The sequence below is a fragment of the Achromobacter sp. 1011791174 genome (assembly GCF_059760925.1).
Map to the genome: position 1 here is coordinate 1 of NZ_JCBANH010000089.1, position 26,766 is coordinate 26,766.

The 26,766-nt window shown below is 66.4% G+C and carries 25 protein-coding genes and 2 pseudogenes; 16 read left to right on the forward strand and 11 right to left on the reverse strand.

What is annotated here, in order from left to right; all coding sequences use genetic code 11:
* Positions 1 to 439 (forward strand): annotated as a pseudogene (locus AC6LJ5_RS23960) (heme biosynthesis HemY N-terminal domain-containing protein); the annotation flags it as partial.
* Between the two features lie 31 nt (positions 440 to 470).
* Positions 471 to 1,001: an inorganic diphosphatase gene (gene ppa, locus AC6LJ5_RS23965; RefSeq protein WP_103273472.1), complete on the forward strand. Its 531-nt coding sequence runs from the start codon at positions 471 to 473 to the stop codon at positions 999 to 1,001.
* Here ppa and AC6LJ5_RS23970 read toward each other — a convergent pair whose 3' ends face one another.
* From AC6LJ5_RS23970 to AC6LJ5_RS23985, 4 genes are all read right to left on the reverse strand, one after another.
* Positions 1,002 to 1,838, reverse strand: coding sequence for an IclR family transcriptional regulator (locus AC6LJ5_RS23970; protein WP_212319042.1), 837 nt, complete (start codon positions 1,836 to 1,838; stop codon positions 1,002 to 1,004).
* 12 nt (positions 1,839 to 1,850) lie between these two features.
* Complete coding sequence (locus AC6LJ5_RS23975; RefSeq protein ID WP_103273474.1) at positions 1,851 to 2,618, reverse strand: SDR family NAD(P)-dependent oxidoreductase; 768 nt, start codon at positions 2,616 to 2,618, stop codon at positions 1,851 to 1,853.
* A complete protein-coding gene (locus AC6LJ5_RS23980; RefSeq protein ID WP_392409592.1) occupies positions 2,615 to 3,826 on the reverse strand; it encodes an ABC transporter substrate-binding protein in 1,212 nt (403 codons plus the stop codon). Before AC6LJ5_RS23980 ends, AC6LJ5_RS23975 begins: the two co-directional genes overlap by 4 nt.
* Positions 3,827 to 3,967: 141 nt before the next feature.
* Complete coding sequence (locus AC6LJ5_RS23985) at positions 3,968 to 4,366, reverse strand: cupin domain-containing protein (RefSeq protein ID WP_498141806.1); 399 nt, start codon at positions 4,364 to 4,366, stop codon at positions 3,968 to 3,970.
* Between the two features lie 307 nt (positions 4,367 to 4,673).
* On the opposite strand from AC6LJ5_RS23985, the gene AC6LJ5_RS23990 reads away from it, so the two are divergent.
* The 7 genes from AC6LJ5_RS23990 to AC6LJ5_RS24020 all read left to right on the forward strand — a co-directional run bounded on the left by AC6LJ5_RS23990 (position 4,674) and on the right by AC6LJ5_RS24020 (position 10,138).
* Positions 4,674 to 5,453 (forward strand): SDR family NAD(P)-dependent oxidoreductase, encoded by a 780-nt coding sequence (locus tag AC6LJ5_RS23990; RefSeq protein ID WP_498141807.1) that lies wholly within the window; start codon positions 4,674 to 4,676, stop codon positions 5,451 to 5,453.
* Positions 5,454 to 5,464: 11 nt separating this feature from the next.
* Positions 5,465 to 6,226 carry an ABC transporter ATP-binding protein gene (locus AC6LJ5_RS23995; protein ID WP_498141808.1) on the forward strand — a complete coding sequence of 254 codons (762 nt, stop codon included), beginning with the start codon at positions 5,465 to 5,467 and terminating at the stop codon, positions 6,224 to 6,226.
* A complete protein-coding gene (locus tag AC6LJ5_RS24000; protein WP_103273479.1) occupies positions 6,226 to 6,918 on the forward strand; it encodes an ABC transporter ATP-binding protein in 693 nt (230 codons plus the stop codon). The genes AC6LJ5_RS23995 and AC6LJ5_RS24000 overlap by 1 nt, the downstream gene beginning before the upstream one ends.
* A 12-nt stretch (positions 6,919 to 6,930) precedes the next feature.
* Positions 6,931 to 8,808: an ABC transporter permease gene (locus AC6LJ5_RS24005; protein ID WP_103273480.1), complete on the forward strand. Its 1,878-nt coding sequence runs from the start codon at positions 6,931 to 6,933 to the stop codon at positions 8,806 to 8,808.
* On the forward strand, positions 8,808 to 9,119 hold the full coding sequence (locus AC6LJ5_RS24010) for a Dabb family protein (RefSeq protein ID WP_498141809.1): 312 nt from the start codon (positions 8,808 to 8,810) through the stop codon (positions 9,117 to 9,119). The genes AC6LJ5_RS24005 and AC6LJ5_RS24010 overlap by 1 nt, the downstream gene beginning before the upstream one ends.
* Before the next feature lie 150 nt (positions 9,120 to 9,269).
* A complete protein-coding gene (locus AC6LJ5_RS24015; protein WP_498141810.1) occupies positions 9,270 to 9,965 on the forward strand; it encodes a fumarylacetoacetate hydrolase family protein in 696 nt (231 codons plus the stop codon).
* A 41-nt stretch (positions 9,966 to 10,006) separates the two neighbouring features.
* Positions 10,007 to 10,138 (forward strand): entericidin A/B family lipoprotein, encoded by a 132-nt coding sequence (locus tag AC6LJ5_RS24020; RefSeq protein WP_103273483.1) that lies wholly within the window; start codon positions 10,007 to 10,009, stop codon positions 10,136 to 10,138.
* A 98-nt stretch (positions 10,139 to 10,236) separates the two neighbouring features.
* Here AC6LJ5_RS24020 and AC6LJ5_RS24025 read toward each other — a convergent pair whose 3' ends face one another.
* The 4 genes and pseudogenes from AC6LJ5_RS24025 to AC6LJ5_RS24040 all read right to left on the reverse strand — a co-directional run bounded on the left by AC6LJ5_RS24025 (position 10,237) and on the right by AC6LJ5_RS24040 (position 12,824).
* The gene (locus AC6LJ5_RS24025) at positions 10,237 to 11,214 is read right to left on the reverse strand and encodes a PhoH family protein (RefSeq protein ID WP_498141812.1); all 978 of its coding nucleotides are present in this window, start codon (positions 11,212 to 11,214) and stop codon (positions 10,237 to 10,239) included.
* Positions 11,215 to 11,229: 15 nt separating this feature from the next.
* Positions 11,230 to 11,840 (reverse strand): annotated as a pseudogene (locus AC6LJ5_RS24030) (PIN domain-containing protein); the annotation flags it as partial.
* Between the two features lie 61 nt (positions 11,841 to 11,901).
* Positions 11,902 to 12,366: a peroxiredoxin gene (locus AC6LJ5_RS24035; protein ID WP_103273485.1), complete on the reverse strand. Its 465-nt coding sequence runs from the start codon at positions 12,364 to 12,366 to the stop codon at positions 11,902 to 11,904.
* Positions 12,363 to 12,824, reverse strand: a complete 462-nt coding sequence (locus tag AC6LJ5_RS24040; protein WP_392409586.1) for an Mth938-like domain-containing protein — start codon at positions 12,822 to 12,824, stop codon at positions 12,363 to 12,365. The genes AC6LJ5_RS24035 and AC6LJ5_RS24040 overlap by 4 nt, the downstream gene beginning before the upstream one ends.
* A gap of 296 nt (positions 12,825 to 13,120) precedes the next feature.
* On the opposite strand from AC6LJ5_RS24040, the gene alaC reads away from it, so the two are divergent.
* The 4 genes from alaC (at position 13,121) to AC6LJ5_RS24060 (ending at position 17,795) form a co-directional block, all read left to right on the forward strand.
* On the forward strand, positions 13,121 to 14,308 hold the full coding sequence (alaC, locus tag AC6LJ5_RS24045; protein WP_103273487.1) for an alanine transaminase: 1,188 nt from the start codon (positions 13,121 to 13,123) through the stop codon (positions 14,306 to 14,308).
* Between the two features lie 169 nt (positions 14,309 to 14,477).
* Complete coding sequence (locus AC6LJ5_RS24050; RefSeq protein ID WP_498141813.1) at positions 14,478 to 15,782, forward strand: homoserine dehydrogenase; 1,305 nt, start codon at positions 14,478 to 14,480, stop codon at positions 15,780 to 15,782.
* Between the two features lie 138 nt (positions 15,783 to 15,920).
* Positions 15,921 to 17,330, forward strand: coding sequence for a threonine synthase (gene thrC / locus AC6LJ5_RS24055; RefSeq protein ID WP_103273489.1), 1,410 nt, complete (start codon positions 15,921 to 15,923; stop codon positions 17,328 to 17,330).
* A 243-nt stretch (positions 17,331 to 17,573) separates the two neighbouring features.
* Positions 17,574 to 17,795 carry a YgdI/YgdR family lipoprotein gene (locus tag AC6LJ5_RS24060; RefSeq protein WP_103273490.1) on the forward strand — a complete coding sequence of 74 codons (222 nt, stop codon included), beginning with the start codon at positions 17,574 to 17,576 and terminating at the stop codon, positions 17,793 to 17,795.
* A 162-nt stretch (positions 17,796 to 17,957) separates the two neighbouring features.
* Here AC6LJ5_RS24060 and AC6LJ5_RS24065 read toward each other — a convergent pair whose 3' ends face one another.
* Positions 17,958 to 18,980 (reverse strand): class 1 fructose-bisphosphatase, encoded by a 1,023-nt coding sequence (locus AC6LJ5_RS24065; RefSeq protein WP_103273491.1) that lies wholly within the window; start codon positions 18,978 to 18,980, stop codon positions 17,958 to 17,960.
* A gap of 10 nt (positions 18,981 to 18,990) precedes the next feature.
* Complete coding sequence (pepN, locus tag AC6LJ5_RS24070) at positions 18,991 to 21,696, reverse strand: aminopeptidase N (protein ID WP_498141811.1); 2,706 nt, start codon at positions 21,694 to 21,696, stop codon at positions 18,991 to 18,993.
* Positions 21,697 to 21,863: 167 nt separating this feature from the next.
* Here pepN and AC6LJ5_RS24075 point away from each other — a divergent pair, with 167 nt between their 5' ends.
* Positions 21,864 to 22,508 carry a DUF4136 domain-containing protein gene (locus AC6LJ5_RS24075; RefSeq protein ID WP_392409584.1) on the forward strand — a complete coding sequence of 215 codons (645 nt, stop codon included), beginning with the start codon at positions 21,864 to 21,866 and terminating at the stop codon, positions 22,506 to 22,508.
* A gap of 90 nt (positions 22,509 to 22,598) precedes the next feature.
* On the opposite strand, the gene AC6LJ5_RS24080 is transcribed toward AC6LJ5_RS24075, so the two are convergent.
* Positions 22,599 to 22,979 (reverse strand): H-NS histone family protein, encoded by a 381-nt coding sequence (locus tag AC6LJ5_RS24080; protein ID WP_392409583.1) that lies wholly within the window; start codon positions 22,977 to 22,979, stop codon positions 22,599 to 22,601.
* Positions 22,980 to 23,825: 846 nt separating this feature from the next.
* Between AC6LJ5_RS24080 and tldD the strand changes: the two genes are divergently transcribed.
* On the forward strand, positions 23,826 to 25,286 hold the full coding sequence (tldD, locus tag AC6LJ5_RS24085; protein WP_103273495.1) for a metalloprotease TldD: 1,461 nt from the start codon (positions 23,826 to 23,828) through the stop codon (positions 25,284 to 25,286).
* Between the two features lie 370 nt (positions 25,287 to 25,656).
* The gene (aroG, locus tag AC6LJ5_RS24090; RefSeq protein WP_103273496.1) at positions 25,657 to 26,730 is read left to right on the forward strand and encodes a 3-deoxy-7-phosphoheptulonate synthase AroG; all 1,074 of its coding nucleotides are present in this window, start codon (positions 25,657 to 25,659) and stop codon (positions 26,728 to 26,730) included.
* The last annotated feature ends 36 nt before the right edge of the window (positions 26,731 to 26,766 follow it).

Sequence of the window (26,766 nt, forward strand, 5' to 3'; positions counted from 1 at the left end):
GGCCGCCAGCATGGCGCTGCCGGTGCTGGCCACCGACGCCGCGCTGCCGGCCGCCGACACGGGTTCCGATCCTTACCGCGTGGACGCCGAGGGCGGCTATGCGGTGGGCCTCGCCGACCTGGACGACGAGACCGGCCCGGTCTCCGGCTACGCGGCCCTGCCGCCCGCCGCGACCGTCGCCGACTATGTGCTGGATCCCGACGCCCGCGTCAGCAAGGAACAGCACGACCGCGCGCTGGCGCCCGAAGACGCGCCGCTCGCCGGCGGCACCAGCGACTTCGACGAGTATTTCGACAGCGCGCCGCTGCCGGCGGCCGCTTTCGAGGACCCGGTGCCCACGTACGCGCCGGCGCCGCCCGCGGCTGCCAAGCCCGCGGCCGCCCCGGCCGCTCCCGTGCCCGACACCAAGCCGCCGTTCAAGAACGACGGCGCGCATTGATCATTTCCTCAGACACTCACAAGGTTGAACCATGAGCCTCGATCGCGTCTCCCCTGGCAAGAAGCTGCCGGAAGACTTCAACGTCATCATCGAAATCCCCATGAACGCCGACCCGGTCAAGTACGAGGTCGACAAGGAAACGGGCGCGATCTTCGTTGACCGCTTCATGCTGACGGCCATGCATTACCCGTGCAACTACGGCTACATCCCGCAGACCCTGTCGGAAGACGGCGACCCCGCCGACGTGCTGGTCGTGACTCCGTTCCCGATCCAGATCGGCGCGGTGGTGCGCTGCCGCGCCATCGGCGTGCTGGAAATGGACGACGAGTCGGGCGGCGACGCCAAGCTGCTGGCCGTGCCGATCGAAAAGCTCTACCCCCCGTACCGCAACATCAAGTCCTACGAAGATCTGCCGACGGAAGACATCTCCCGCATCCAGCACTTCTTCGAGCACTACAAGGACCTGGAAAAGGGCAAGTGGGTCAAGGTCAAGGGCTGGAAGGGCGTGGCGGCCGCTCACGAGGAAATCCTCAAGAGCGCCGAACGCCACAACAAGGCCTGATCAGGGTTTGGTCCGGGCCGGCGTCGCGCCGGTCCGTGTCCGCATGCGGCGCGGCCGCGACGGCATGATGCCGATCGCCGCCGCGCCGTTGCTTTGCGGGGCCAGCAGATTCTCGGACACCTGGGCGGCCGCCGCCTGGATGCGGGTCTTGAGCGCTTCCAGCCGCTGCGCCGTGGTGCGCGCCTGCGAGGCGATGAACACCAGGCTGCCGACCACTTTCTGGTCGGGGCTGAAGATCGCCGCGCCGATGCCCATCAGGCCACGATCGACCTCGCCGTGCGAGACGCACACGCCGGCGGCGCGCAGCTGCTTCAGGTTGGCGCGGAATTCATCCCAGTCCTCGCCCAGGCCGGCCTCGCGGATCTCGGCCGCGTGCCACAGCATCAGGTTGCGCAGCTGGTAGGGCGGCAGATTGGCCAGGATGGGCTTGGCCGTGGCGCCGCGGAACATCGGGAAGGGCCGGCCGCGCGCGTAGCTCGATTCGATGGAGTCGTCGGTCCAGTAGCGGTCCACGCACATGACCTTGTCGCCGTAGTAGCTGCACAGCATCAGGTTGGCGTGCAGTTCGTCGCCGGCGGCGCGCATCACGTCGCGGGCCGCTCGCATCAGCGGATCGTGCTGGCGCAGGTGGCGGTCCAGCTCGATGATGCGCGAGCCCAGTACATAGGCGCCGCCCGAGGTGGGGGCCAGCAGCCCGCTTTCGGTCAGCGACTTCAGGTAGCGGTAGGCGGTCGCGCGCGAGCACTCCAGATGCTCCATGACGTCTTCCTGGAAGGCGGCGGTGGTGTCGTCGCGGAACAGGTCGAGGATGGACAACATGCGGTCTGGAGTGCTCATTGCTGCGCGCGCCTAGTGAATGTGGAAGCCGCCATTGACGTCGACCACGATGCCGGTGGAATACGAGGACAGGTCCGATGCCAGGAAGAGAATGGCCTGGGCGACTTCGGCGGGCGAGCCGAAGCGTTGCAGCGGAATGCCTTGTTTGAGTTCTGTTTCCCAATTTTCGCCGAATTTGCCCAGCGTCATGTCCGTCTCGATGATGCCGGGCGCGACGCAGTTCGCGCGCACCCCGCGCGGGCCCAGTTCGCGGGCCAGCGCCTTGGTGAAACTGATGACCCCGCCCTTGGACGCGGCGTAATGCGAGCCGCCCAGAAGCCCCCCGCCGCGCAGCGCGGCGGTGGAACCCAGGTTGACGATGGCCGGCTTGCGCTCGCTGGCCAGCAGGGCGGGCAGGGCGGCGCGGGTGACGTTGTAGGTGCCGGTCAGGTTCACGTCCACCATGCGCCGAAACTCGTCTTCGGGCAGGTCCCAGATGCGGGTGGCGGCGACGATGCCGGCGTTGTTCACCAGCACGTCGATGCCGCCCAGCGCCTCTTGCGCCCGCGCCATCGCCGCCTCGCAGGACGCGCCGCTGGATACGTCGCAATGCAGCGTCACGGGGCCGCCGCCTTGCGGGCCGCCGGCGTCATCGTCCGGATAGTCGCGGTCCAGCACGGCCACCGCCGCGCCATGCTCGATGAAGAGCCGGACGATCGCCGCGCCGATGCCACGGGGGTTGGCGCCCCCAGTGACGACGGCGCGCTTGCCGGCCAACAGTTGCGGGACGCCCCCGCTCATTGCTTCACCAGCGGGCAGTTGCCCTGCGCCAGCGGACGGAATGCCTGCTCGGCGGGGATCTTGCGCACCAGGTTGTAGTAGTCCCAGTCGCGCTTGGACTCGGCCGGCGACTTGACCTTGAACAGGTACAGGTCGCGCATCACGCGGCCGTCCTCGCGGATGCGGCCGTTCTCGGTCATGAAGTCGTTGATGGGTGTGTCGTGCATCTTCTTGAGCACGGCCTCGGACGCGTCCGTGCCCGCTGCCTTGACCGCGTTCAGGTAGTGCATGGCGGCGCTGTAGTTGCTGGCCTGCACCATCGACGGCATGCGACCGGTGCGCTTGAAGTAGCGCTCGGACCAGACGCGCGTCTGGTCGTTCAGGTCCCAGTAGAACGGCTCGACCAGGTTCAGCCCCTGCGCGTATTCCAGCCCTACGCTGCGCACGTCGACGATGCTCATGAACAGCGCGGCTACGCGCTGCTTGCCGCCCATGATGCCGAACTCGAACGCCTGCTTGATGCTGTTGATGGTGTCGCCGCTGCCGTTGGCCAGGCCGATCACCTGGGCCTTGGACGCCTGCGCCTGCAACAGGAAGGACGAGAAGTCGGCGTTGGCGATGGGATGGCGCACGCTGCCCAGCACCTGGCCGCCCTTGCTCTTGACCACCGCCATCGCGTCGCGTTCCAGCGAGTGGCCGAAGGCATAGTCGGACGTGATGAAGAACCAGCTCTTGCCGCCGTCGTCCATGACGCCGCTGGCCACGCCGGTGGCGTAGGCATAGGTGTCGTAGGTCCAGTGCATGCCATTGGGCGAGCAGGCCTTGCCGGTCAGGTCGGCCGAGCCGGCGCTGGTGAAGATCACCACGCGCTTCATCTGCCGCGTCAGGTCCTGCACCGCCAGCGCGATGGCGGAGTTGGGCACGTCCAGGATCATGTCGACCTTGTCGTTCTCGTACCAGCGGCGGGCGGTGGCCACGCCGATGTCCACCTTGTTCTGATGGTCGGCCGAGATCACTTCGATCGGCTTGCCCAGCACGGTGCCGCCGAAATCCTCGACCGCCATCTTCACGGCCTCGACGCCGTACTTGCCGGACAGGTCGGCCATCATGCCGGACTGGTCGCCCAGCACGCCGATCTTGACCACGTCGTCCGAGACCTGGGCCTGGGCGGACCAGGCCAGCGCGCCCAGCGCGCAGGCGGCCAGGGTCTGTTTGAATGCTTGCTTCATGGTTGTCTCCTCTTGGGGGTGCGATGCCTTGTGGCCGTCGCGCGTCTTGCCAGTCGTGAAAAAACGATGGCGGCAAGCCCGCGCGCCGGCCGGCCATGGCCGGATCCGCCGCCCTGTGCCGGACGGTCGGAACAACAAGGGTTACTCCAGCGTCTGGCCGGCGTAGCCCTCGATGAACAGATTGGGTTTCAGGAAAAAGCTCAGCACCAGCGCGCCCTGCGGCGCGCGCGCCACGTGACGATTGCCGCGCGGACGCCACACGTAGTTGCCGGCGCTGACCTCGCCCTCGGCGTCCACGATGGAGCCTTCCAGCACATAGGTCTGCTCGACCTCGACGTGCTCGTGCAGCGGCAGCTCGGTGCCGGGCTGCCAGCGGAACAGGGCGGTCAGGAGGCCGCTTTCCTTGTCCTGCATCAGCACCTTCATGTCGATGCCTTCGACCTGCGTGGGCTTCCAGGGCAATTCATCGACATTCAGGAAGCGCGAGGCCAGTGGCGGCAGTGCGTTGGCTGCCGGGCAGCCTGGGGTTTCGAGGGCCATGTTGTCTCCTAGCCAGAACTCGTTATGGAAGATAAACCAAAAATCTTGTTATTGAGTGTTTAAAAATAGTCGCGTATATTGAGATTTATGTCAACGCCGATTTGTCGAAGAACAGACGGCAGGCATGACCGGACACGGCAGGAATAAAGATCCGGCGAACAATGCTCATCCTCGGGGCAGCGGCGTCACAGGTATGGGGCGCCGCCCCATCGGGGCAGCGCGGAGCCGGCCTTGCCGGTCCGCTGCCGCGTCCCCTGCGGGAAGCGCGTAGCGCTTCGGGGGTGGGCTCCATACAAGGAGACATGGCTTGAAGAATGATTATCTGGACCAGGCTTTCGGGCTGGGGGGACGCGTGGCGCTGGTGACGGGCGCGGCGCGGGGACTGGGGTACGCCATTGCCCAGGCGCTGGGCCGGGCCGGGGCGAAAGTGGTCGTCAACGACCTGTCCGCGCAGGCCTGCGACGCGGCCTGCGAACGCTTGAGGGCGGCGGGCATCCAGGCGCAGGGCGCGCCGTTCGACGTGGCCGACGGCGAGGCCGTCGCGGCCGCGCTGCGCGAGCTGGAGGCGGCCGGATGGGCGCCCGACGTGCTGGTCAGCAACGCCGGCAACCAGAACCGCAAGCCCGTGGTCGAGATGACGCCGGCCGAATGGCAGGCGCTGCAGAACGTGCACGTCAACGGCGCCTTCAACTGCGCCCGCGCGGCGCTGCCGGGCATGGTCCGGCGCGGCTTCGGCCGCATCGTGCTGATGTCGTCCGTGGCCGGGCAGGCCACCATGCCCAACATCGCCGCCTACGCCACGGCCAAGGGCGCCATCGCCGCCTTCGCGCGGGCGCTGGCCGTGGAATACGGCGGCAGCGGCATCACCTGCAACGCGCTGGCGCCGGGCTTCGTGCGCACCGACTTCACGCAGGGGCTGCAGGACAATCCGCAGTTCCAGTCCTTCCTGTCCACGGCGGTGCCGGCCGGACGCTGGGCCGAGCCGGACGATATCGCGCCGGCGGTGGTGTACCTGGCCGCGCCGGGCGCGGCCTTCGTCAACGGCCAGGTGCTGGCGATCGACGGCGGCCTGCTGGCGCGCATGTAGGGGAGGCCGCCATGAGCGAACAAAACGTGTTGTCCGCCCAGGGGCTGGTCAAGCGCTTCGGCGGCTTTCGCGCCGTCGACGGCGTGTCGCTGGCCCTGCGGGAAGGCTCCATCCATGCCTTGATCGGCCCGAACGGCGCCGGCAAGACCACCTGTTTCAACCTGCTGACCAAGTTCCTGTCGCCGGACGAGGGCGAGATCCGCTACCGGGGCCGCGACATCACGTCGCTGGCGCCCGAGCAGATCGCCCGGCTGGGCATCGTGCGCTCGTTCCAGATCTCGGCCGTGTTCCTGGGCCTGACCGTGCTGCAGAACATGCGCGTGGCGCTGATGCGCCAGCATGGCGATGGCATGCGCTTCTGGCGCAGCCGCCGCAGCGTGGACCGCTTCAACGCGCGCGCGCTGGAACTGCTGGCCGCCGTCGGGTTGGATGACCAGGCCGACACCATCGCCGCGCTGCTGCCCTATGGCCGCAAGCGCGCGCTGGAGATCGCCATGACGCTGGCGCTGGACCCGGAGATCATGCTGCTGGACGAGCCCATGGCCGGACTGGGGCAGGAGGACGTGGCGCGCATCGCGGCGCTGATCCGGCGCGTGTCGGCCAAGCGCAGCATCCTCATGGTGGAACACAACCTGTCCGTGGTCGCGGACCTGTCCGACACCATCACCGTGCTGGCGCGCGGCGCCGTGCTGGCCCAGGGCGACTACGCCGCCGTGTCGCGCGACGAGCGCGTCATCACCGCCTACATGGGCGCGCAAGAGGAGGCGCACTGATGCTGTCCATCAACAAGCTCAACGCCTGGTACGGCGAATCGCATGTGCTGCACGGCGTGGACATCGAGGTCAGGCGCGGCGAGCTGGTCACCATCCTGGGCCGCAACGGCGCCGGCAAGACCACCACGCTGCGCGCCATCATGGGCATTCTGGACAAGCGCAGCGGCTCGATCCGCTTGAACGACCAGGAAACCATCGCCATGGCGCCGCACCGCATCCCGCGCCTGGGCGTGGTGTATTGCCCGGAAGAGCGGGCCGTGTTCCGCAGCCTGAACGTGACCGAGAACCTGATGCTGCCGCCGAGGCTGGCCGACGGCGGCATGACGCTGGACGAGATTTACGCGCTGTTCCCGAACCTGCGCGAACGCAGCGCCAGCTCGGGCGGCAACCTGTCCGGCGGCGAGCAGCAGATGCTGGCCATCGCCCGCATCCTGCGCACCGGCGCCCAGCTGATCCTGCTGGACGAGCCGACCGAGGGCCTGGCCCCGGTCATCGTGCAGCAGATCGGGCAGGCCATCCGCACGCTCAAGCAGCGCGGCTTCACCATCGTGCTGGTCGAGCAGAACTTCCGCTTCGCGACCAAGGTGGCCGACCGCCATTACGTGATGGAGCATGGCCGCGTGGTCGACCAGATGTCGGCCGACGAGGCGCGCAATGATCCGGAGCGGATCACGCGCCGCCTGGGTGTCTGAGGGGAGATTTCCGTGTTCGAAATATTCGGCGTGCCGTCCACGGCACTCTTCGGCCAGCTGCTGCTCGGCCTCATCAATGGTTCCTTCTACGCCTTGCTGTCGATCGGCCTGGCGGTGATCTTCGGCTTGCTGAACATCATCAACTTCGCCCATGGCGCGCAGTACACTGCGGGCGCCTTCCTGGCCTGGATGCTGCTGAACTACGTGGGCGTGAACTACTGGGCGGCGCTGGTGCTGGTGCCGCTCATCATGGCCGTCTTCGCCGTCGTGACGGAACGTCTGCTGATCTCGCGCACCTACCGCATGGATCATCTGTACGGGCTGCTGCTGACCTTCGGCATCGCGCTGCTGATCGAAGGCGGACTGCGGCAGGCCTATGGCGTGTCGGGTCTGCCGTACACCATCCCCAAGGCGCTGTCCGGCGGCGTCAACCTGGGCTTCATGTTCCTGCCCTGGTATCGCGGCTGGGCCGTGCTGGTGTCGCTGGCGCTGTGCCTGCTGGTCTGGGCGCTGATGGAAAAGACCCGCATCGGCGCCATGCTGCGCGCGGCCACCGAGAATCCGGTGGTGGTGCGCTCGTTCGGCATCAACGTGCCTTTGCTCATCACGCTGACCTATGCGCTGGGCGTGGCGCTGGCCTCGGTGGCCGGCGTGATCGCGGCGCCCATCTACCAGGTCAGTCCCATGATGGGTTCGAACCTGGTGGTGGTCGTGTTCGCGGTGGTGGTGATCGGAGGCATGGGCTCCATCATGGGCGCCATCGTCAGCGGCTTCGGCCTGGGCGTGATCGAGGGGCTGACCAAGGTGTTCTACCCCGAGGCCGCCAACCTGGCGATCTTCATCATCATGGTGCTGGTGCTGCTGTGCAAGCCGGCGGGCCTGTTCGGCAAGCCCTTGCAGGTGCAGAACGTGCTGGCCGCCGAGGCCACGCGCGAACCGGTGCAGCTGGGCCGGCGCGCCATGCGCGTGGCCATGGCGGCGCTGGCGGTGCTGGCGCTGGCCGCGCCCTGGTTCGTGTACCCCACGTTCCTGATGAAGGTGCTGTGCTTCGCGCTGTTCGCGGCGGCGTTCAATCTGCTGGTGGGCTATGTGGGGCTGCTGTCCTTCGGCCACGCGGCCTTCTTCGGCGCGGCGGCCTACGCCACCGGCATCGTCATGAAGCTGCTGGGCGCCACGCCCGAGCTGGGACTGCTGGCCGGGGCGTTGACTGGCGGGCTGCTGGGGCTGGCCTTCGGCGCCATCGCCATCCGCCGCCAGGGCATCTACTTCGCCATGATCACGCTGGCCCTGTCGCAGCTGGTGTACTTCATCGCCGTGCAGGCCGGCTTCACCGGCGGCGAGGACGGCCTGCAAAGCGTGCCGCGCGGCAAGCTGTTCGGGATCTGGGACCTGGACGGCGTCATGCCCATGTACTACTTCACGCTGGCCGTGTTCGCGCTGGGCTACGCCTTCGTGCTGCGGGTGCTGAACTCGCCTTTCGGTGAGGTCATACGCTCGGTGCGCGACAACGAACAGCGCGCTCGCTCGCTGGGCTATTCCACGTCGCGCTACAAGCTGCTGGCCTTCACCTTGTCCGCCTCGCTGGCCGGGCTGGCCGGCGGTCTGAAGGTGCTGGTGTTCGGCGTGGCCTCGCTGACCGACGTGCACTGGCACGCCAACGGCGAAGTGGTGCTGATGGCGCTGCTGGGCGGCATCGGTACCGTCTTCGGCCCGCTGGCCGGCGCCTTCACCTTCGTGTCCCTGCAGAACTACCTGGCGCCGCTGGGGTCCTGGGTGCTGATCGTGCAGGGCGCCATCTTCGTGCTGTGCGTGCTGCTGCTGCGCGACGGCATCATGGGCCTGATCTCGCGTCTGTGGCTGGCCGCAACCCGATCCAGAAAGGAGTCCTGATGTTTCTTCATGTCGTCATGCTGAGCCTGTCCGCCGACGCGGACGCGGGCTTCCACGAACGGGTGCAGGGCTATTGCCGCCGCATCCTGGCCGAATGCGACGGCGTCGCGGCCTATGCCTTCCGCGCCAACGAGGCCTCGCGCGCCGACGGGCTGACGCACGCGGTGGTCGCCGCGTTTGCCGACAGCGCGGCGCACGACCGCTACCAGGTCTCGCCCGCGCACCAGGAAATGAAGGCCTACATGGCCGGTTTCATCGCGCGGCTGGTGGTGTTCGATGGGGATATCCCTGGGTTCAAAACGCCCGCATGAGCGCTTCCGCCCTGGCCGGAAAGGGATAAACTTCCGGATGTTTCGCGCGCCGCCCCGCTGTAACCCCAGAGCGGAGCGGCGGCCATTTCCTCAGGTTCCGTCATCCGCGCGCCGATACCCGGCCGCGCGCTCGTCATAGGTTGAGTCAGCATGGACTACGTATTGCCTCCTTCCCCGCAGACCTCGGTTCCCGTCGTCGGCAGCAGCGCGCGCTTTCCGGTGCGCCGTGTCTATTGCGTCGGCCGCAACTACGCCGAGCACGCCAAGGAAATGGGCTTCACCGGCCGCGAAGACCCGTTCTTCTTCTGCAAGCCCGCTGACGCCGTGCTGAACGTGGCCGACGGCGAAACCGGCAAGATGCCTTACCCGCCCAAGACGTCCAACCTGCACTACGAGATGGAGCTGGTCGTGGTGCTGGGCAAGGGCGGCCGCGATATTCCGGTCGAACAGGCCAACGACTGCGTCTGGGGCTATGCGCTGGGCCTGGACATGACCCGCCGCGACCTGCAGGGCGAAATGAAGAAGCAGGGCCGCCCCTGGGAAGTGGGCAAGGCCTTCGACCAGTCCGCGCCGCTGGGCCCCATCCATCCGCGCAGCGCCGTGGGCACGCTGGACAAGGGCGCCATCTGGCTGGACGTGAACGGCGAGCGCAAGCAGTCCAGCGACATCTCGCAGATGATCTGGAACGTGCCGGAAAGCATCGCCTACCTGTCGGGCCTGTTCGAGCTGCAGCCGGGCGACATCATCTTCACCGGCACGCCCGAGGGCGTGGGCGCCGTCGTCAAGGGCGATGTCATCACCGGCGGCATCGAGGGGCTGGGCGAACTGCGCGTGCAGATCGTTTAAGCTGGGCGCCGTTTCCCTTTCACTTGATCAGGAGTTCCAGCATGCGCGGGAAGATTGTGTTGACCGCCTTCGTGGTGTTCGGTTTCGTGCTCGCCGGGTGCAACACCATGGCCGGCATGGGCAAGGACGTGTCGCGGGCCGGCAACGCCATCACCAACGCCGCCGAGAAGTAAGCCGGCGGCCGCCGCGCCCGCTCTCCTGGACGCGGCTTCAAAGAAAAAGCCCCTTGAGCGGATCAAGGGGCTTTTTTGTTGCCAGACGGAACGCCAGGTCAGAGCACGTCGCCCGCGTAGTCCGCCAGCCGCGAGCGCTCGCCGCGCTGCAGCGTGACGTGGCCCGCGTGCGGCCAGCCCTTGAAGCGGTCGACCACGAAGGTCAGGCCCGAGCTGCCCTCGGTGAGGTAGGGCGTGTCGATCTGGGCGATGTTGCCCAGACAGATCACCTTGGTGCCGGGACCGGCGCGCGTGACGAGCGTCTTCATCTGCTTGGGCGTCAGGTTCTGCGCCTCGTCGATGATGAGGTACTTGTTGAGGAAGGTGCGGCCGCGCATGAAGTTCAGCGACTTGACCTTGATGCGCGAGCGGATCAGGTCCATGGTGGCGGCCCGCCCCCAATCGCCGTTGCCTTCGCCTTCGCCCATGTTCAGCACGTCCAGGTTGTCTTCCAGGGCGCCCATCCAGGGCAGCATCTTTTCCTCTTCGGTGCCCGGCAGGAAGCCGATGTCCTCGCCCACCGGCACCGTGACGCGGGTCATGATGATCTCGGTGTAGCGCTTGGTCTCCAGCACCTGGGTGATGCCGGCCGCCAGCGCCAGCAGCGTCTTGCCCGTGCCTGCCTGGCCCAGCAGCGACACGAAGTCGCATTCCGGGTTCATCAGCAGGTTCATGGCGAAGTTCTGCTCGCGATTGCGCGCGGTGATGCCCCAGACATTGTTCTTGCCGTGGGTGTAGTCGCGCAGCGTGGCCAGCACCGCCGTCTTGCCGCTGACCTCGCGCACCTGCGCGTACAGCGGCATCTGGCCTTCGAAGTAGACGAACTGGTTGACCACGAACTGCGCGCACAGCGGGCCGTGGATGCGGTAGAACGTGGTGCCGCCCTGTTGCCAGGATTCGACGTTCTTGCCGTGCTTGTTCCAGAAGTCTTCGGGCAGCTGCATCACGCCCGAGTACATCAGGTCCGAGTCTTCCAGGACGTGGTCGTTGTAGTAGTCCTCGGCCGCCATGCCCAGCGCGCGGGCCTTCAGGCGCATGTTGATGTCTTTCGACACCAGCACGACCTCGCGCTGCGGGTACTTCTCCTGCAGCGCCCGCACCACGCCCAGGATCTGGTTGTCGGCCTTGCCCATGGGCAGGTCCGAGGGCAGGGTGCTGTGGATGGCCGTGGTCTGGAACATCAGGCGGCCGGTGGCGTCCTTGTTGCCCAGCGCCGACAGCTCCAGGCCGTCGTCCAGCTGCTTGGCGTCCTGCACCAGCGCGTCCAGCGAGCGGCTGACCTGGCGCGCGTTGCGCGCCCCACTTCGGACATGCCCTTCTTTTGGTGGTCCAGCTCTTCCAGCGTCATCATCGGCAGGAAGATGTCGTGCTCTTCAAAGCGGAACAGCGAGCTGGGATCGTGCAGCAGCACGTTGGTGTCCAGCACGAACAGCTTGCTGGGCGCGTTCTGCGCGCGCGCCTTGGCGCGCTTGGCCGGCGCCGGGGCGGCCATGCCGTCCAGCTCGGGCTGGACCAGCAGGTCGTCGTCGTCCTCGGCAAGAGCGGCTTGCGTGTTGGACCGCGCAGCGGCGGTCTTGGTGCTGCGGCCCTGCGCCCGGGCGTTCTCGCCCGAGGGGAAGGTCAGGATAGCTGCGGGGCGGGTAGGCAACTTCGGAAGCGGCATATGAGTCACTCTCCAGTGTGGGCCGGCTGGCTATGGCGCCTGACGGGTCTTGCTCGCACGGCTAACCGATGCTTTTGGCGGCTTGCAGGACTTCCTTGGCGTGGCCCGGGACCTTCACCCCGCGCCACTCCTGCACCAGCACGCCATAGGCGTCGATCAGAAAGGTGCTGCGCTCGATGCCGCGCACCTGCTTGCCGTACATGTTCTTCTGCTTGATGACGCCGTACAGGTTGCAGACGGTTTCGTCGGCGTCGGAGATCAACGGGAAAGGAAGCTCGTACTTGGCCTTGAAATTCTCGTGCGACTTCAGCGAATCGCGCGAGATGCCGACCACGACCGCGCTGGCCGACAGGAACTCGGCGTGCAGGTCGCGGAAATCCTGGCTTTCAGTGGTGCAGCCAGGGGTGTTGTCCTTGGGGTAGAAGTACAGGACCACGGCGCGGCCCTGGCACTGCTCAAGGCTGATCGGGCCGATGGTGCTCTCGGCCGTGAACAGCGGGGCGGGTTTGCCTATGCTCGGCGTCATTCGGGGGAATCTCCGTTCGGGGGGATGAGGGCGACGACCACGCGCCGGCCCTCCGCCATCAGGATGTTGTAGGTGCGCGAGGCCGCGTGGGTGTCCATCACTTCCACGCCCACGCCGATGGCCAACAGGGGACGCAAGACCTCGGGACGCAGGAAACGCTGGCGCGCGCCCGTGCCCACCAGCAGCACCTCGGGCGCGTTGGCCGGGCGGCCGGGGGCGGCTTCGGGTTCGTCCAGGAAGGCCAGCGGGTCGCGCACGGGCTCGACCATTCCGGCGGCCTGGCGCAGCAGGGCTGAGGTGATGTCGGCCGGCGACTGCACGGGCCAGGTGGTGACTTCGCCTTCGGGTCCGAAAGCGACCGAGGAGGAAAAACGTACCTGGTTGACCTCGATGTAGCCATCACCGTAAGCGGTGACGGTATTCAGGGCGGCCGTCGCAGGATCGGTATGCAGCTTCAATAAAAACTCCGGCTTGGTGTACCCGATGATAGCGCATCGGAATGACGGCATGTTGCAGGGTATCCACGGTCGCCGGACCGGATCGGGAAGGGTCGGCTGGGGCCGGCGGTTTCCCTGGGAAAAACGGGGGAGCAGGCCCCGTTTTTGCACCATTTGCCGCCTGGGCGCGCTTGCGCTAGATTACAGGGTTTTGCTGCGCTGCAATCGTGTCCGCGCGCGGCCTGCGGTCCCGTTTTCACCCGAGCGCATCCGCGCCCTGGATTTTTTCGCCCCCTCGCCCCCTAAGGATTCCCATCATGAGGAAGTTCTCCCGCATTGAGCGCCTGCCCCCGTACGTTTTCAACATTACCGGCGAGCTCAAGATGGCGGCCCGGCGGCGCGGCGAAGACATCATCGACATGTCCATGGGCAATCCGGACGGCGCGACCCCCAAGCACATCGTCGACAAGCTGGTGGAAGCGTCCACCCGCCCGACCACGCACGGCTACTCGGTGTCCAAGGGCATCCCGCGCCTGCGCAAGGCCATCTGTGACTGGTACCAGCGCCGCTACGCGGTCGAGCTGGATCCGGATTCCGAGGCCATCGTCACCATCGGCTCCAAGGAAGGCCTGGCCCACCTGATGCTGGCCACGCTGGACCGTGGCGACACCGTGCTGGTGCCCAATCCCAGCTACCCCATCCACATCTACGGCGCGGTCATCGCCGGCGCCAACATCCGTTCGGTGCGCATGACGCCGGGCGTGGATTTCTTCGAGGAACTGGAGCGCGCCGTGCGCGAGTCCATTCCCAAGCCCAAGATGATGGTGCTGGGTTTTCCCAGCAACCCCACCGCGCAGTGCGTGGACCTGTCGTTCTTCGAGCGCGTGGTGGCGCTGGCCAAGGAACACGACATCCTGGTCGTGCATGACCTGGCCTACGCCGACATCACCTTCGACGGCTACGTGGCGCCGTCCATCATGCAGGTGCCCGGCGCGCGCGATGTCGCCGTCGAGTTCTTCACGATGAGCAAGAGCTACAACATGGCGGGCTGGCGCATCGGTTACATGGTCGGCAACCGCGAGCTGGTCGGCGCGCTGGCGCGCATCAAGAGCTATCACGACTACGGCACGTTCACGCCGATCCAGGTGGCGTCCATCGCCGCGCTGGACGGCCCGCAGGATTGCGTCAGCGAGATCGTGGCCCAATACCAAAGCCGCCGCGACGTGCTCGCGCGCGGTCTGCATGAAGCAGGTTGGAATGTGGAGATTCCCAAGGCGTCCATGTACATCTGGGCGCAGATCCCCGAACCCTACAGGGCGATGGGTTCTTTGGAATTCTCCAAGCGTGTCCTGTCGGATGCGAAGGTGGCCGTTTCCCCCGGGATCGGCTTCGGCGAGTACGGCGACGAATACGTGCGCTTCGCTCTTATCGAAAACGAGCAGCGCACCCGCCAGGCGGTGCGCGGCATCAAGGACATGTTCCGCAAGGACGGACTGCTGAAATAGAGGCTCTCCCCGAAGCGCTGCGCGCTTCCCCCCAGGGGGCGCCGCAGCGGACCGGCAAAGCCGGCTCCGCGCGGCCCAGCGCAGCGACGCCGGTGACGGTGGCCATGACGCAGCATATTGGAGAAATACAATGAATTCCCCTCAACGCCCGCCCGCCGAGGGCGCCGCGATGAATCCCATGAAAGTCGGCCTGCTGGGCCTGGGCGTGGTCGGTGGCGGCACCTGGACGGTGCTGTCGCGCAACGCCGAGGAAATCGCGCGCCGCGCCGGCCGCCGCATTGAAGTGACCCGCGCCGCCGTGCGCGACGTGGCCAAGGCGCGCTCGCGCGTGGGCGACACGCTGCCGGTGGATACCGATGTGCACGCGCTGGTGCGCGACCCGGCCATCGACATCGTGGTCGAGCTGATCGGCGGCGACACGCTGGCCCGCGAGCTGGTGCTCGAGGCCATCGCCAACGGCAAGCACGTGGTCACCGCCAACAAGGCGCTGCTGGCCAAGCATGGCAACGAGATCTTCGCCGCCGCGCACGAGCGCGGCGTGATGGTGGCCTTCGAGGCCGCCGTGGCCGGCGGCATCCCCATCATCAAGGCCATCCGCGAAGGCCTGACCGCCAACCGCATCCAGTGGGTCGCCGGCATCATCAACGGCACCACCAATTTCATCCTGTCCGAGATGCGCACGCGCGGCCTGCCCTTCGCCGACGTGCTGGCCGAGGCGCAGCGCCTGGGCTATGCCGAGGCCGACCCGACCTTCGACGTCGAGGGCGTGGACGCGGCGCACAAGCTGACCCTGCTGGCCTCGCTGGCCTTCGGCGTGCCGGTGCAGTTCGATCGCGCCTACATCGAAGGCATCTCGCAGCTGGCCGCCGAGGACATCGAGCTGGCCGAGCGCCTGGGCTACCGCATCAAGCTGCTGGGCATCACCAAGCGCCGCGCCGAGGGCATCGAGCTGCGCGTGCATCCCGCGCTGGTGCCGGCCGAGCGCCTGCTGGCCAATGTCGAGGGCGCGATGAACGCCGTGCTGGTCAAGGGCGACGCCGTGGGCCCGACGCTGTACTACGGTCAGGGCGCGGGCGAAGAGCCCACCGCCTCGGCCGTGGTGGCCGACCTGGTCGACGTGACCCGCCTGCATACGGCCGACCCGGGCAACCGCGTGCCGCATCTGGCCTTCCAACCCGACGCCATGTCCGACACGCCGATCCTGCCGATCGAGCAGGTCAGCACCTCGTACTACCTGCGCCTGCGCGTGGACGACCAGCCGGGCGTGCTGGCCGACATCGCGCGCCTGCTGGCCGACCGTTCGATCTCGATCGGTTCGATGATCCAGCAGCCGTCCAGCATCGGCGGCGCCGACATCATCTTCCTGACGCACGAGGCGCTGGAAGGCAATGTCAACCAGGCCATCGAACGCATCGAGTCGCTGCCGTTCGTGCGTTCGAAAGTGACCCGCCTGCGCGTGGAGCACCTGGCATGAAGAGACAGGCCCACCCCCGAAGCGCTACGCGCTTCCCCCTCAAGGGGGCATGCCTGCGGACCGGCAAAGCCGGCTCCGCGGCATCCCGATGGGGCGGCAACCGTTGCGGTTGGCGCGGTAACGCCATGGAGCACTGATATGAAATATATCTCTACACGTGGTGGCATGGCCGCGCTGGAATTCTCGGACATCCTGCTCGAAGGCCTGGCGCCGGACGGCGGGCTGGCCGTGCCCGAGCAACTGCCGCAGGTGTCGGCGCAGACGCTGGAGTCCTGGCGCGGCCTGTCGTATGCCGATCTGGCGTTCGAGGTGCTGTCGCTGTTCGCCACCGACATCCCGGCCGAGGACCTGCGCCGCCTGACGCGCGCGGCCTACAACACGCAGGTGTTCAGCAGCGAGGACATCGTGCCGCTGCGCCCGCTGGCCGGCGGCCTGTCGCTGCTGGGCCTGTCAGAGGGCCCGACGCTGGCGTTCAAGGATATGGCCATGCAGTTCCTGGGCCAGGTCTTCGAATACGTGCTGGGCAAGCGTGGCGCCACGCTGAACATCCTGGGCGCCACTTCCGGCGACACTGGTTCGGCGGCCGAGTACGCGCTGCGCGGCAAGCGCGGCGTGTCGGTGTTCATGCTGTCGCCGCACGGCCGCATGAGCGCCTTCCAGCGCGCGCAGATGTATTCGCTGCAGGACGAGAACATCCACAACATCGCCGTGCGCGGCGTGTTCGACCAGGCCCAGGACATCGTCAAGGCCTTGGCCGGCGACCTGGACTTCAAGACGCGCTACCGCCTGGGCGCCGTGAACTCCATCAACTGGGCGCGCATCGCCGCCCAGGTGGTGTACTACTTCCACGGCTGGCTGCGCGCCACGTCCAAGGCCGGCGACCAGGTCTCGTTCGCGGTGCCCTCGGGTAACTTCGGCAACATCCTGTCGGGCCACATCGCCCGCAGCATGGGGTTGCCGGTGCGCCGGCTGGTGCTGGCCACGAACGAGAACAACGTGCTGGAAGAGTTCTTCCGCACCGGCGTCTACCGTCCGCGTCCGGCCGAGCAGACCTACGCCACGTCCAGCCCGTCCATGGACATTTCGCGCGCATCCAACTTCGAGCGCTTCGTGTTCGATCTGGTGGGCCGCGACCCGGCCCGCGTGCAGGCGCTGTGGGCCGGCCTGGCGCGCGACGGCGCCTTCGACCTGTCGGCGCTCAAGCCCGAGTTCGAATCGCGCTACGGCTTCGTATCGGGCGCCAGCACTCACGCCGACCGCCTGGCCACCATCCGTTCGGTGTACGACGAGTCCGGCGTGCTGGTCGATCCGCACACCGCCGACGGCGTCAAGGTCGCGCGCGAGTTCGTCGAGCCGGGCGTGCCCATGCTGGTGCTGGAAACCGCCTTGCCGGCCAAGTTCTCCGAGACCATCGAGGAAGCGCTGGGCCGTCCGGCCGTGCCGCCAGGCAATCTGGCGGACCTGGAATCGCTGCCGCAGCGCGTCGAGGTCATGGACTGCGACGCGGCCGCCGTGCGGCGCTACCTCGAGGCCCACGCCAAGATGTGATGCCGGATGCCGCCAGCCCTGTAATGGCTGCTTGCGGCATGTAAGTCCTTGAAAACCCCTCACGGGCGCGTCCCGCGAGGGGTTTTTTTCGGTGTTTCCCCTGGGAAAAGGCCGGGCGATGCGGCGGTCCCGGGGCGTCGAACGGATATTACGTTCGTATGCATTTTCGCCACATCCCGTCACCGGCTGAGCGTGTTCGGGACGGTAGAGTGAATGCTCTTGCCATTCTCGGAGAACACGCTCATGAAAATCAAGAATATGGCCCTGGCTCTGGCGATGACCGGATTCGCGGTGTTGGCCGGCTGCTCCACGCCCTCGGTGATCAATCAGCGAGACGGCAGCTCGACCGTGACGTCCGACAAGCCCGAATACGACAAGAAGTCGGGCACTTATGAGTATGAGAAGGACGGCCGCAAGGTACAGATCAACAAGGACGACGTGAAGTCGATCGAAGAAGTGAAATAGGCAAGGGCGCGATTCGCGCCTCGATGGCCGGGCCTTGCTGAACCGGCCTCGATGACGCAGCCCCAATGACTAAGCCCCGGCCAGGCCGGGGCTTAGTCATTTTCGCGTCGCGCCGCCCGGGATGCATGGGCGAGGCGACGCGCGCGGACGGTCGTCAGGCGCTCAGCCCTGCGCCGCGTCCTCGGCGTGGTAGCGGCCGACGCGCTCGACTTCGTTCTTCGAGCCCAGGATCACGCTCACGCGCTGGTGCAGCTGGTCGGGCTGAATGTCGAGGATGCGCTGCGTGCCGTTGATCGACGCGCCGCCGGCCTGCTCGATCAGGAAGCTCATCGGGTTGGCCTCGTACATCAGGCGCAGCTTGCCAGCCTTGCCGGGCTCGCGCGCGTCCCAGGGATACATGAAGATGCCGCCACGGGTCAGGATGCGATGCACGTCGGCCACCATCGAGGCGATCCAGCGCATGTTGTAGTCCTTGCCCAGCGGACCGGTCTTGCCGGCCAGACAGTCGTCGATGTAGCGCTTGACCGGCGGGGCCCAGTGGCGCATGTTCGACATGTTGATCGCGAATTCCTTGGTGTCCTCGGGCACGCAGATGTCCTCGTGCGTCAGCACCCAGGAACCCATCTCGCGGTCCAGCGTGAAGCCGACCACGCCGTTGCCGATGGTCAGCACCAGCATGGTCTGCGGGCCGTAGACGGCGTAGCCGGCCGCGACCTGCTGTTTGCCGGGCTGCAGGAAGTCCGCTTCGGTCACCGGGGCGCCGGCCACGTGGTGCGGGGCGCGCAGCACCGAGAAGATGGTGCCGATCGACACGTTCACGTCGATGTTCGACGAGCCGTCCAGCGGATCGAACAGCAGCAGGTATTCGCCCTTGGGGTAGCGGTTCGGGATCGGATGGATGGTTTCCATCTCTTCCGAGGCCATGGCCGCGAGGTGGCCGCCCCATTCATTGGCTTCGAGCAGGATCTCGTTGGACAGCACGTCCAGTTTCTTCTGCACTTCGCCCTGGACGTTCTCGCTGTCCAGGCTGCCCAGCACGCCGCCGAGCGCGCCCTTGCTGACCGCGTGGCTGATGGCCTTGCAGGCGCGCGCCACCACTTCGATGAGCAGGCGCACCTCGGGCGCGAGGGCCTGGGCGGAGCGCTGCTGCTCCACCAGGTATTGGGTAAGGGTTTTGCGTTTCAAGAGGGTCTCCCTATGCTGCGAATTCCAAGGCTTTGGATACGATTTCCTGCACGTTGCGCGACAGGCCGTCCTGCGCGCGCACGCGTTGCAATGCTTCCTTCATGGGCGCGCGCAGCGCCGGCACGTAGCGCGACCAGTTGTCCAGCGCGCGCGCCAGGCGGGCGGCGATCTCCGGGTTGAGCGCGTCCAGCGCCAGCACCTGATCGGCCCAGAACGCGTAGCCCGAGCCGTCCGGGTGGTGCATGCCGCGGGCGTTGTTCAGGCAGAACTGGAACACCAGCGCGCGGGCGCGGTTCGGGTTGCGCAGGGTGAAGGCGGGATGCGCCATCAGCTCGCGCGCGTTCTGCACCGTGGTCGAGCGGGCCGTGGCCTGCAGCGCGAACCACTTGTCGATCACCAGCGGGTTGTCCCGCCACTTGTCGTAGAAGGCGGCCAGCGCCTGCTGCGGATAGTCGCCCTGGCCGTAGTTGATCAGCGCGGACAGCGCGGCCATGCTGTCGGTCATGTTGTCGGCCGACGCGTACTGCTGTTCGGCCAGGCGCTGGGCGTCCTGGTCGCCGGCGGCCATCAGGTGCGCCAGCGCCAGGTTCTTCAGCGCGCGCTTGCCGGCGGGCTCAGGCGCGGGGCTGTATTCGCCCGGCGTCTGGTTGGCGTCGAAGGCGGCGCGGAATTCGGCGGCCAACTGGCGGCCCAGTTCTGCGCGCAGGAAGTCGCGGGCCACCGACAGCGCCGGGGGATCGACGGCGGCCATGCGTTCGGCCAGCGTTTTTTCCGAGGGCAGGGCCAGCGCGCGGGCGCGGAACGCGGCGTCGATCGCGGGATCGGTCAGCAGCGCGCGCCAGGCGTCGATGAAGGCGGGGTCGGCATGCAGCGTGCGGCCGGCCTGGCGCGCCTCGGCCAGCGCCAGGATCTGGCGCGTGGCCAGTTCCTGGCCGGCTTCCCAGCGCGCGAAGGGGTTGGCGTCATGGGCCGAGAGCAGGGCCAGCTCGGCGTCGGTCCAGTCGTACTCGACGATCACCGGCGCGGAAAAGTCGCGCAGCAACGACGGCACGGGCGGCTCGGCGATGCCGTCGAAGGTCCATTGCTGGCTTTGCGTGGTCAGCTCCAGCAGCGCGGTATCCGACACCTTGCCGTCGTGCTTGAGCGGCAGGGCGCGGCCCTGGGCGTCGAGCAGCCCGATAGCGAAGGGGATGTGGTACGGCGCCTTGACGTAGTCCGCGCCAGCCTTCTTTTCGACGCCGACGGGCGCGCATTCCTGGCTCAGCGTGACCGTGCAGCGTTGCGCGGCGGCGTCGTGTTCCAGCCTGACCGTCACGCGCGGCGTGCCGGCCTGACGGTACCAGCGGCGGAACACCGACAGGTCGCGGCCGGGATGCTGGCGCACGTAGACCGATTCCATGGCGGCGACGAAGTCGTCGCAGGTCACGGCCTGGCCGTCATGGCGGCGGAAGTACTCATCCATGCCGGCGCGAAAGCCCGCCTCGCCCAACAGCGTGTGCTGCATGCGGATGACCTCGGCGCCCTTTTCGTACACGGTGGCGGTGTAGAAGTTGCCGATCTCCTGGTAGCTTTCCGGGCGGATCGGGTGGGCCATGGGACCGGCGTCTTCGGGGAACTGGGCGGCGCGCAGCGCCACCACGTCGTCGATGCGCTTGACCGCGCGGGCGCTGGCGGCGGCGGCCTCGTCCATGCCCTGCGCCATCATGTCGGCGCTGAATTCCTGGTCGCGGAAGACGGTCAGGCCTTCCTTCAGGCTGAGCTGGAACCAGTCGCGGCAGGTGACGCGGTTGCCGGTCCAGTTATGGAAATACTCGTGGCCGATGACCGATTCGATGCCTTCATAGTTGGCGTCGGTGGCGGTCTGGGCGTCGGCCAGCACATAGGCCGCGTTGAAGATGTTCAGGCCCTTGTTCTCCATCGCCCCCATGTTGAAGTCGTGCACGGCCACGACCATGAAGCGGTCCAGGTCCAGCTCCAGTCCGAAGCGGGTCTCGTCCCAGCGCAGCGCGCGCACCAGCGAATCCAGGGCCCATTCGGTCTTGTCTTCCGAGCCGGGATCGCTGTAGACCTGCAGCAATACGTCGCGGCCGCTGGCGGTGCGCACGGTGGTTTCGCGGTGCGTGAGCTTGCCCGCGACCAGCGCGAACAGGTAGCAGGGCTTGGGGAAGGGGTCTTCCCATTCGACTTCGTTGCGGCCGTCGGCCAGCTGGCGCGAGGCCAGCAGGTTGCCGTTGGACAGCAGCACGGGGTAATCGGCCGTGGCCCGCAGCGTCACGCGGTAGCGCGACATCACGTCGGGGCGGTCGGCGAACCAGGTGATGCGGCGAAAGCCCTCGGCCTCGCACTGGGTGAAGAAGTTGCCGCCCGATACGTACAGGCCCATCAGCGTGGAGTTGGCGGCCGGCTTGCAGCGGCTGACGATCTCGACCGTGGCCGTTTCGGGCAGGCCGTACAGCGCCAGGCTGTGCTCGGCCAGATGATAGCGGTCGGCGGGCAGCGGGCTGCCATCCACGCCTACCGACACGAGTTCCAGCTCTTCTCCGTCCAGCACGAGGGCCGCGTCGGCGCTGGCGCCGGGCTTGCGCCGCACCTGCATCACGCAACGCACTTCGGTCGATTCGGGCACCAGGTCGAAGCCCAGCGAGACTTCCGGAATATCGTAGGGGTAGGGCTGATAATCCTTGCGGTATACGGTTACGGGCGTGTCAGTGCGCATGGGATCCCAGTCCTTTGTGAACAAGCGCCTATTGTAGTGGCTGGGCATGCCCCAAGGGGCGGCGGCCGGCATGGGCTGCCTCGGCAAGGCCTGACTCCGCAAACTTTCGGCGTCTGCCATAGTCCAATGTCAGTATCATGGCGCCGTAGTGCGTAGAGGAGCTGCAAATGTCCGGGACATCGATTTTCAACATGGGCCGCCTGGCCGGCCTTTTCGCCGTGTCGGGGGCCATGCTCCTGAGCGGCTGCGCGGCCCCGACCGTGGCGGCGCGGGTGACCTCATTCCAGCAATGGCCCGCCGGCGTCGAGGGGCAGTCGTACCAGTTCGTGCCGGCCGACGCCTCGCAAACCAATAATCTCGAATACCAGTCGTTCCAGGACATGGTCCGAGCCGGTATCGGCGCCACCGGCCTGGTCGAGGCGCAAGCCGGCGCCAAACCGCGTTTCGATGTGTCATTCACATATGGCACGTCGCAGACCCAGGTCATGGTCCGCCGTCCGTATGATCCGGGTTTCTACGGCGGTTATGGCTACGGCCATGGCGGCTATTACGGTCCGCGTCCTTGGGGCGGCGGTTTCGGTTATTGGGGCCCGGATTGGGTGGACGTGCCCATGGTCGTGCAGCGCAACTCCCTGAGCCTGCAGATCCGGGACGTCCAGCGGGGCGGCGCCGAGGTCTATCGTTCAACCGCCTATGTGCTGAGCGAGGGCGACAATCTGCTGCGCACCATGCCATATCTGGTCCGCGCGATATTCGACAATTTCCCTGGCAATAACGGCGCTGAACGCGAGATTCAATTCCCGGTGCGATAAAGCGGGCATCGACAGTAAATACTGAAAATAAAAAATCGGCGCACCAAAATGGTGCGCCGATTTTTATTTCATACTAAAGAATAGGTTTTCTTATTCTTTGATGAGAAAACTCTCGCGTGCCGCGCCGGCGGCTTCTTCCGCGGCGAGCCAACGGGGGGCCTTGCCTCGACCGCTCCAGGTCTCCCCGGTTTGGGGATGACGGTACTTGGGCGCAACGGCGCGTTTGGCGGCGTTGGCGGGGCGGGCCGCGGCGCCGGTCTTGCGGCGGGCGGCTCCACGAGCGGGCTTCGCGCCAGCGCCATAGGCGGCGGCGATTTCTTCGGGGGTAATGTCGTACTCGCGCATCGACGTGATGATCGACGAAATCACCGGCTTGCGGCGCTTCGTTTGCAGGACTTCAGCCTTCTTTTGGAGCTTGTTGATTTCCTTCTCGATCTTTGCTTGCAGTGCTGCGTAGGTTTCTCGGGCCATGATTTATTCCTGATTATGGAACTGCTTTATTCGCCGGCGAAGACTTGTTATTTGTTATGCCCCGCATAATACCCAAATTACGTACACATTTCCCGGTTTTCAGACTGATTACTTTGTATCAAAAGCGTCCGGATGCCTTCAGCCGTGCGGGTTTCGGCTTGGAACAAGTATTGGGAATACCATTCTCAAATCTAGGACGAATTGAAAGACAGCGTACTTTGATTCAATCGGCGTGCCAATCGGCGGGCCGAGTCGTGGCAATGGCTCTTGTTTGTTTCATGTGATGCACAGATGTTGCGCGGTCCCAGTTTTGTAATCCCTTGATATGAATAGGGTTTTGGCGGGGGCGTCATCCGTTCTTCTTTTGCCGCATCAAGTATGTCCGGCGCACGCCCGTCTTGGCCGAGTGCTATTCGAGGACGCGCGCCGCATTTGAATCAGGCATTTTCGCTTTGGGCAAAGCGAAAGGAAAAGGGTGTCCGCCTGTTGATCGGTCTCTCGCATATGACAACTTCATGACAGCTTGTCAGACGACTTTGTAAATAAATTTATACATGTAAGAAGATTGCATGACGTGCGCGCCGGCAGAATATCCGTCGCTGTCCGGTTCCGCGGCGAATAAATAAGCGCGCGCGGAATTGCCGCGCGGAATTGCTTAACTGGATAGGGAAATACGGGACCAGTCCGGCGCTGTCGCGGGCTTTTCCGCCCATTTGCGCAATTGAATCGCCGTCGTTGTGGCAACCGTCGCGCATGCGCGACGCGAGGCGCGACTCGGCGTTACGATAGAGGCTTGAGCGCCATTGCGCAGACGCGCGCCGGCGCCCCGGAAGAACCCAGAGACACATGAAAATCACCGACCCCGCTATTGCTTCCCTGGCCACCGCCAAATCGCTGCTGCTCGACCCCTGGGGGCTGACCGAGGCGGATATGGCGCGCGCGCTGGGCGAGATCTTCACGCACAAGGTCGATTACGCCGACCTGTATTTCCAATACACCCGCAGCGAAGGCTGGAGCCTGGAAGAGGGCATCGTCAAGACCGGCAGCTTTTCCATCAGCCAGGGCGTGGGCGTGCGCGCCGTGAGCGGCGAGAAAACCGCCTTCGCCTATTCCGATTCGCTGTCGGCCGATGCGCTGCTGTCGTCGGCGCACGCGGTGCGCGGCATTGCCCGCCGTGGCGCCGGCAAGGTCAAGGTCGCGGCCCAGGTCGAAGCCGAACACGGCCGCAGCCTGTATGCCGATATCGATCCGGTCGCGACCCTCAGCGCTCCCGAAAAGGTCGCGCTGCTGGAACGCATCGAACGCATGGCGCGGGCGCGCGATCCCCATGTGATCCAGGTCATGGCCGGCCTGGGCGCCGAGTATGACGTGGTGCTGGTGGCGGGCAGCGACGGCCGCCTGGCCGCCGACGTGCGTCCGCTGGTGCGCCTGTCCCTGACCGTCATCGCCGAGCGCAACGGACGCCGCGAAATGGGCCATGCCGGCGGCGGCGGCCGCCTGGGTCTGGCCTATTTCACCGACGAGATGCTGCAAGGCTACGTGGAACGCGCCGTGCATGAGGCGCTGGTCAACCTGGAAGCGCGCCCGGCGCCGGCTGGCGAGATGACCGTGGTGCTGGGATCCGGCTGGCCCGGCATCCTGCTGCATGAGGCCGTGGGCCATGGCCTGGAAGGCGATTTCAACCGCAAGGGTTCCAGCGTGTTCTCGGGCCGCATCGGCGAGCGCGTCGCCTCCAAGGGCGTGACCGTGATCGACGACGGCACCATCCCCGACCGTCGCGGCTCGCTCAACATCGACGACGAGGGCAACGCCACCCAGCGCAATGTGCTGATCGAGGACGGCATCCTGCGCGGCTATATGCAGGACACGCTGAACGCGCGCCTGATGAAGACCGCCGCCACCGGCAACGGCCGCCGCGAATCCTTCGCGCACCTGCCCATGCCGCGCATGACCAATACCTACATGCTGGCGGGCGAGACCCCGCCCGAGGAAATCGTGTCCTCGGTCAAGCGCGGCCTGTACGCGGTGAATTTCGGCGGCGGCCAGGTCGATATCACCAACGGCAAGTTCGTGTTCTCGGCCTCCGAGGCCTACATGATCGAGAACGGCAAGATCACCTATCCGGTCAAGGGCGCCACCCTGATCGGCAACGGTCCGGACGCCATGAACCGCGTCACGCTGATCGGCAACGACATGAAGCTGGACTCGGGCGTCGGCACCTGCGGCAAGGATGGCCAGAGCGTGCCGGTGGGCGTGGGCATGCCCACGGTCCGCATGGAAGGCCTGACGGTGGGCGGCACGGCCTGAGCCGGATCGGGCCGGCGGGGCAGGGCGCGCGCCTGGTCCCGCCGCGCGTCGCCGCGCCGCTTGATTGTCGTCATGGCGGGCGGTTCCGTCCCGATAAACCCGCGTGACGGTGAAAAAAAATTGTGCTAGAGTCGTTTCCCATGAAATTCGCGTCCCCCGCCTTTTACTTTTATTTTTATGGTTTTCTGAAGCCGCTGGCGGAGGAAGGGACGCGCTCAATCTGAAGTTTGGAAAGAATCCCCCGAAAAAGCCGCCAGCGAACTGGCGGCTTTTTTTGCGCCGCCAGGTCCGGAACCCCCCCCTCGGGAATCGTCCCGTGGGGGACATCCAGAGGGAACCATCCCCTGGCGGGCAACCCAGGAGCAGTACCGTGTCACACAATACCGATGACCTTCGCATCCGAGAAATCAAAGAGCTGAATCCGCCGGCGCACGTCATGCGCGAATTCGCCTGCACCAAGGAGGCGTCCGACACCGTGTTCGCCGCCCGGCAGGCCATGCACCGCATCCTGCACGGCATGGACGACCGCATGATCGTCGTGATCGGCCCCTGCTCGATCCACGATACGCGCGCCGCCATCGAGTACGCCAAGCGCCTGAAGCCCGTGCGCGACCGCCTGAGCGCCGACCTGGAAATTGTCATGCGCGTGTACTTCGAGAAGCCGCGCACCACGGTGGGCTGGAAGGGGCTGATCAACGATCCCGAGCTGGACGGCAGCTTCGACATCAACAAGGGCGTGCGCGTGGCGCGCGAGCTGCTGCTGGACATCAACACGTTGGGCCTGCCGGCCGGCTGCGAATTCCTGGACATGATCACGCCGCAGTACATCGCCGACCTGGTGTCCTGGGGCGCCATTGGCGCTCGCACCACCGAAAGCCAGGTGCACCGCGAACTCGCGTCGGGGCTGTCGTGTCCGGTCGGGTTCAAGAACGGCACGGACGGCAATGTGAAGATCGCCGTGGACGCGATCAAGGCCGCCTCGCAGCCGCATCATTTCCTGTCGGTGACCAAGGGCGGCCATTCCGCCATCGTCTCGACGGCCGGCAACGAGGACTGCCACGTGATTCTGCGCGGCGGCAAGACGCCCAACTACGACGCGGCCAGCGTCGACGCCGCCTGCCAGGACATGGCCAAGTCCGGCCTGGCCCAGCGCATCATGATCGACGCCAGCCACGCCAACAGCAGCAAGAAGCCCGAGAATCAGCCGCTGGTCGCGGAAGACGTGGCGCGCCAGATGGAAGCGGGCGACGCGCGCCTGGTCGGCATGATGATCGAAAGCCATCTGCTGGGCGGCCGTCAGGACATGGTGCCGGGCACGCCGCTGGTCTACGGCCAGAGCATCACCGACGGCTGCATCGATTGGGATGCGTCGGTGGCCGTGCTGGAACGCCTGGCCCTGGCCGTGCGCGAACGCCGCCGCGTCGCGCTGACGTCCGGCAAATGAGTCCGGGTTGCGCCGTGCGCCGGCAGGCCGGCGCAC

What these genes read in the sequence shown, in the direction of transcription:
- ppa (WP_103273472.1), top strand. Translation starts at nt 471, where the DNA reads ATGAGCCTCGATCGCGTCTCCCCTGGCAAGAAGCTGCCGGAAGACTTC.
- AC6LJ5_RS23970 (WP_212319042.1), bottom strand. Translation starts at nt 1,838, where the DNA reads ATGAGCACTCCAGACCGCATGTTGTCCATCCTCGACCTGTTCCGCGAC.
- AC6LJ5_RS23975 (WP_103273474.1), bottom strand. Translation starts at nt 2,618, where the DNA reads ATGAGCGGGGGCGTCCCGCAACTGTTGGCCGGCAAGCGCGCCGTCGTC.
- AC6LJ5_RS23980 (WP_392409592.1), bottom strand. Translation starts at nt 3,826, where the DNA reads ATGAAGCAAGCATTCAAACAGACCCTGGCCGCCTGCGCGCTGGGCGCG.
- AC6LJ5_RS23985 (WP_498141806.1), bottom strand. Translation starts at nt 4,366, where the DNA reads ATGGCCCTCGAAACCCCAGGCTGCCCGGCAGCCAACGCACTGCCGCCA.
- AC6LJ5_RS23995 (WP_498141808.1), top strand. Translation starts at nt 5,465, where the DNA reads ATGAGCGAACAAAACGTGTTGTCCGCCCAGGGGCTGGTCAAGCGCTTC.
- AC6LJ5_RS24000 (WP_103273479.1), top strand. Translation starts at nt 6,226, where the DNA reads ATGCTGTCCATCAACAAGCTCAACGCCTGGTACGGCGAATCGCATGTG.
- AC6LJ5_RS24010 (WP_498141809.1), top strand. Translation starts at nt 8,808, where the DNA reads ATGTTTCTTCATGTCGTCATGCTGAGCCTGTCCGCCGACGCGGACGCG.
- AC6LJ5_RS24015 (WP_498141810.1), top strand. Translation starts at nt 9,270, where the DNA reads ATGGACTACGTATTGCCTCCTTCCCCGCAGACCTCGGTTCCCGTCGTC.
- AC6LJ5_RS24020 (WP_103273483.1), top strand. Translation starts at nt 10,007, where the DNA reads ATGCGCGGGAAGATTGTGTTGACCGCCTTCGTGGTGTTCGGTTTCGTG.
- AC6LJ5_RS24025 (WP_498141812.1), bottom strand. Translation starts at nt 11,214, where the DNA reads ATGCGCCTGAAGGCCCGCGCGCTGGGCATGGCGGCCGAGGACTACTAC.
- AC6LJ5_RS24035 (WP_103273485.1), bottom strand. Translation starts at nt 12,366, where the DNA reads ATGACGCCGAGCATAGGCAAACCCGCCCCGCTGTTCACGGCCGAGAGC.
- alaC (WP_103273487.1), top strand. Translation starts at nt 13,121, where the DNA reads ATGAGGAAGTTCTCCCGCATTGAGCGCCTGCCCCCGTACGTTTTCAAC.
- AC6LJ5_RS24050 (WP_498141813.1), top strand. Translation starts at nt 14,478, where the DNA reads ATGAATCCCATGAAAGTCGGCCTGCTGGGCCTGGGCGTGGTCGGTGGC.
- thrC (WP_103273489.1), top strand. Translation starts at nt 15,921, where the DNA reads ATGAAATATATCTCTACACGTGGTGGCATGGCCGCGCTGGAATTCTCG.
- AC6LJ5_RS24060 (WP_103273490.1), top strand. Translation starts at nt 17,574, where the DNA reads ATGAAAATCAAGAATATGGCCCTGGCTCTGGCGATGACCGGATTCGCG.
- pepN (WP_498141811.1), bottom strand. Translation starts at nt 21,696, where the DNA reads ATGCGCACTGACACGCCCGTAACCGTATACCGCAAGGATTATCAGCCC.
- AC6LJ5_RS24075 (WP_392409584.1), top strand. Translation starts at nt 21,864, where the DNA reads ATGTCCGGGACATCGATTTTCAACATGGGCCGCCTGGCCGGCCTTTTC.
- AC6LJ5_RS24080 (WP_392409583.1), bottom strand. Translation starts at nt 22,979, where the DNA reads ATGGCCCGAGAAACCTACGCAGCACTGCAAGCAAAGATCGAGAAGGAA.
- tldD (WP_103273495.1), top strand. Translation starts at nt 23,826, where the DNA reads ATGAAAATCACCGACCCCGCTATTGCTTCCCTGGCCACCGCCAAATCG.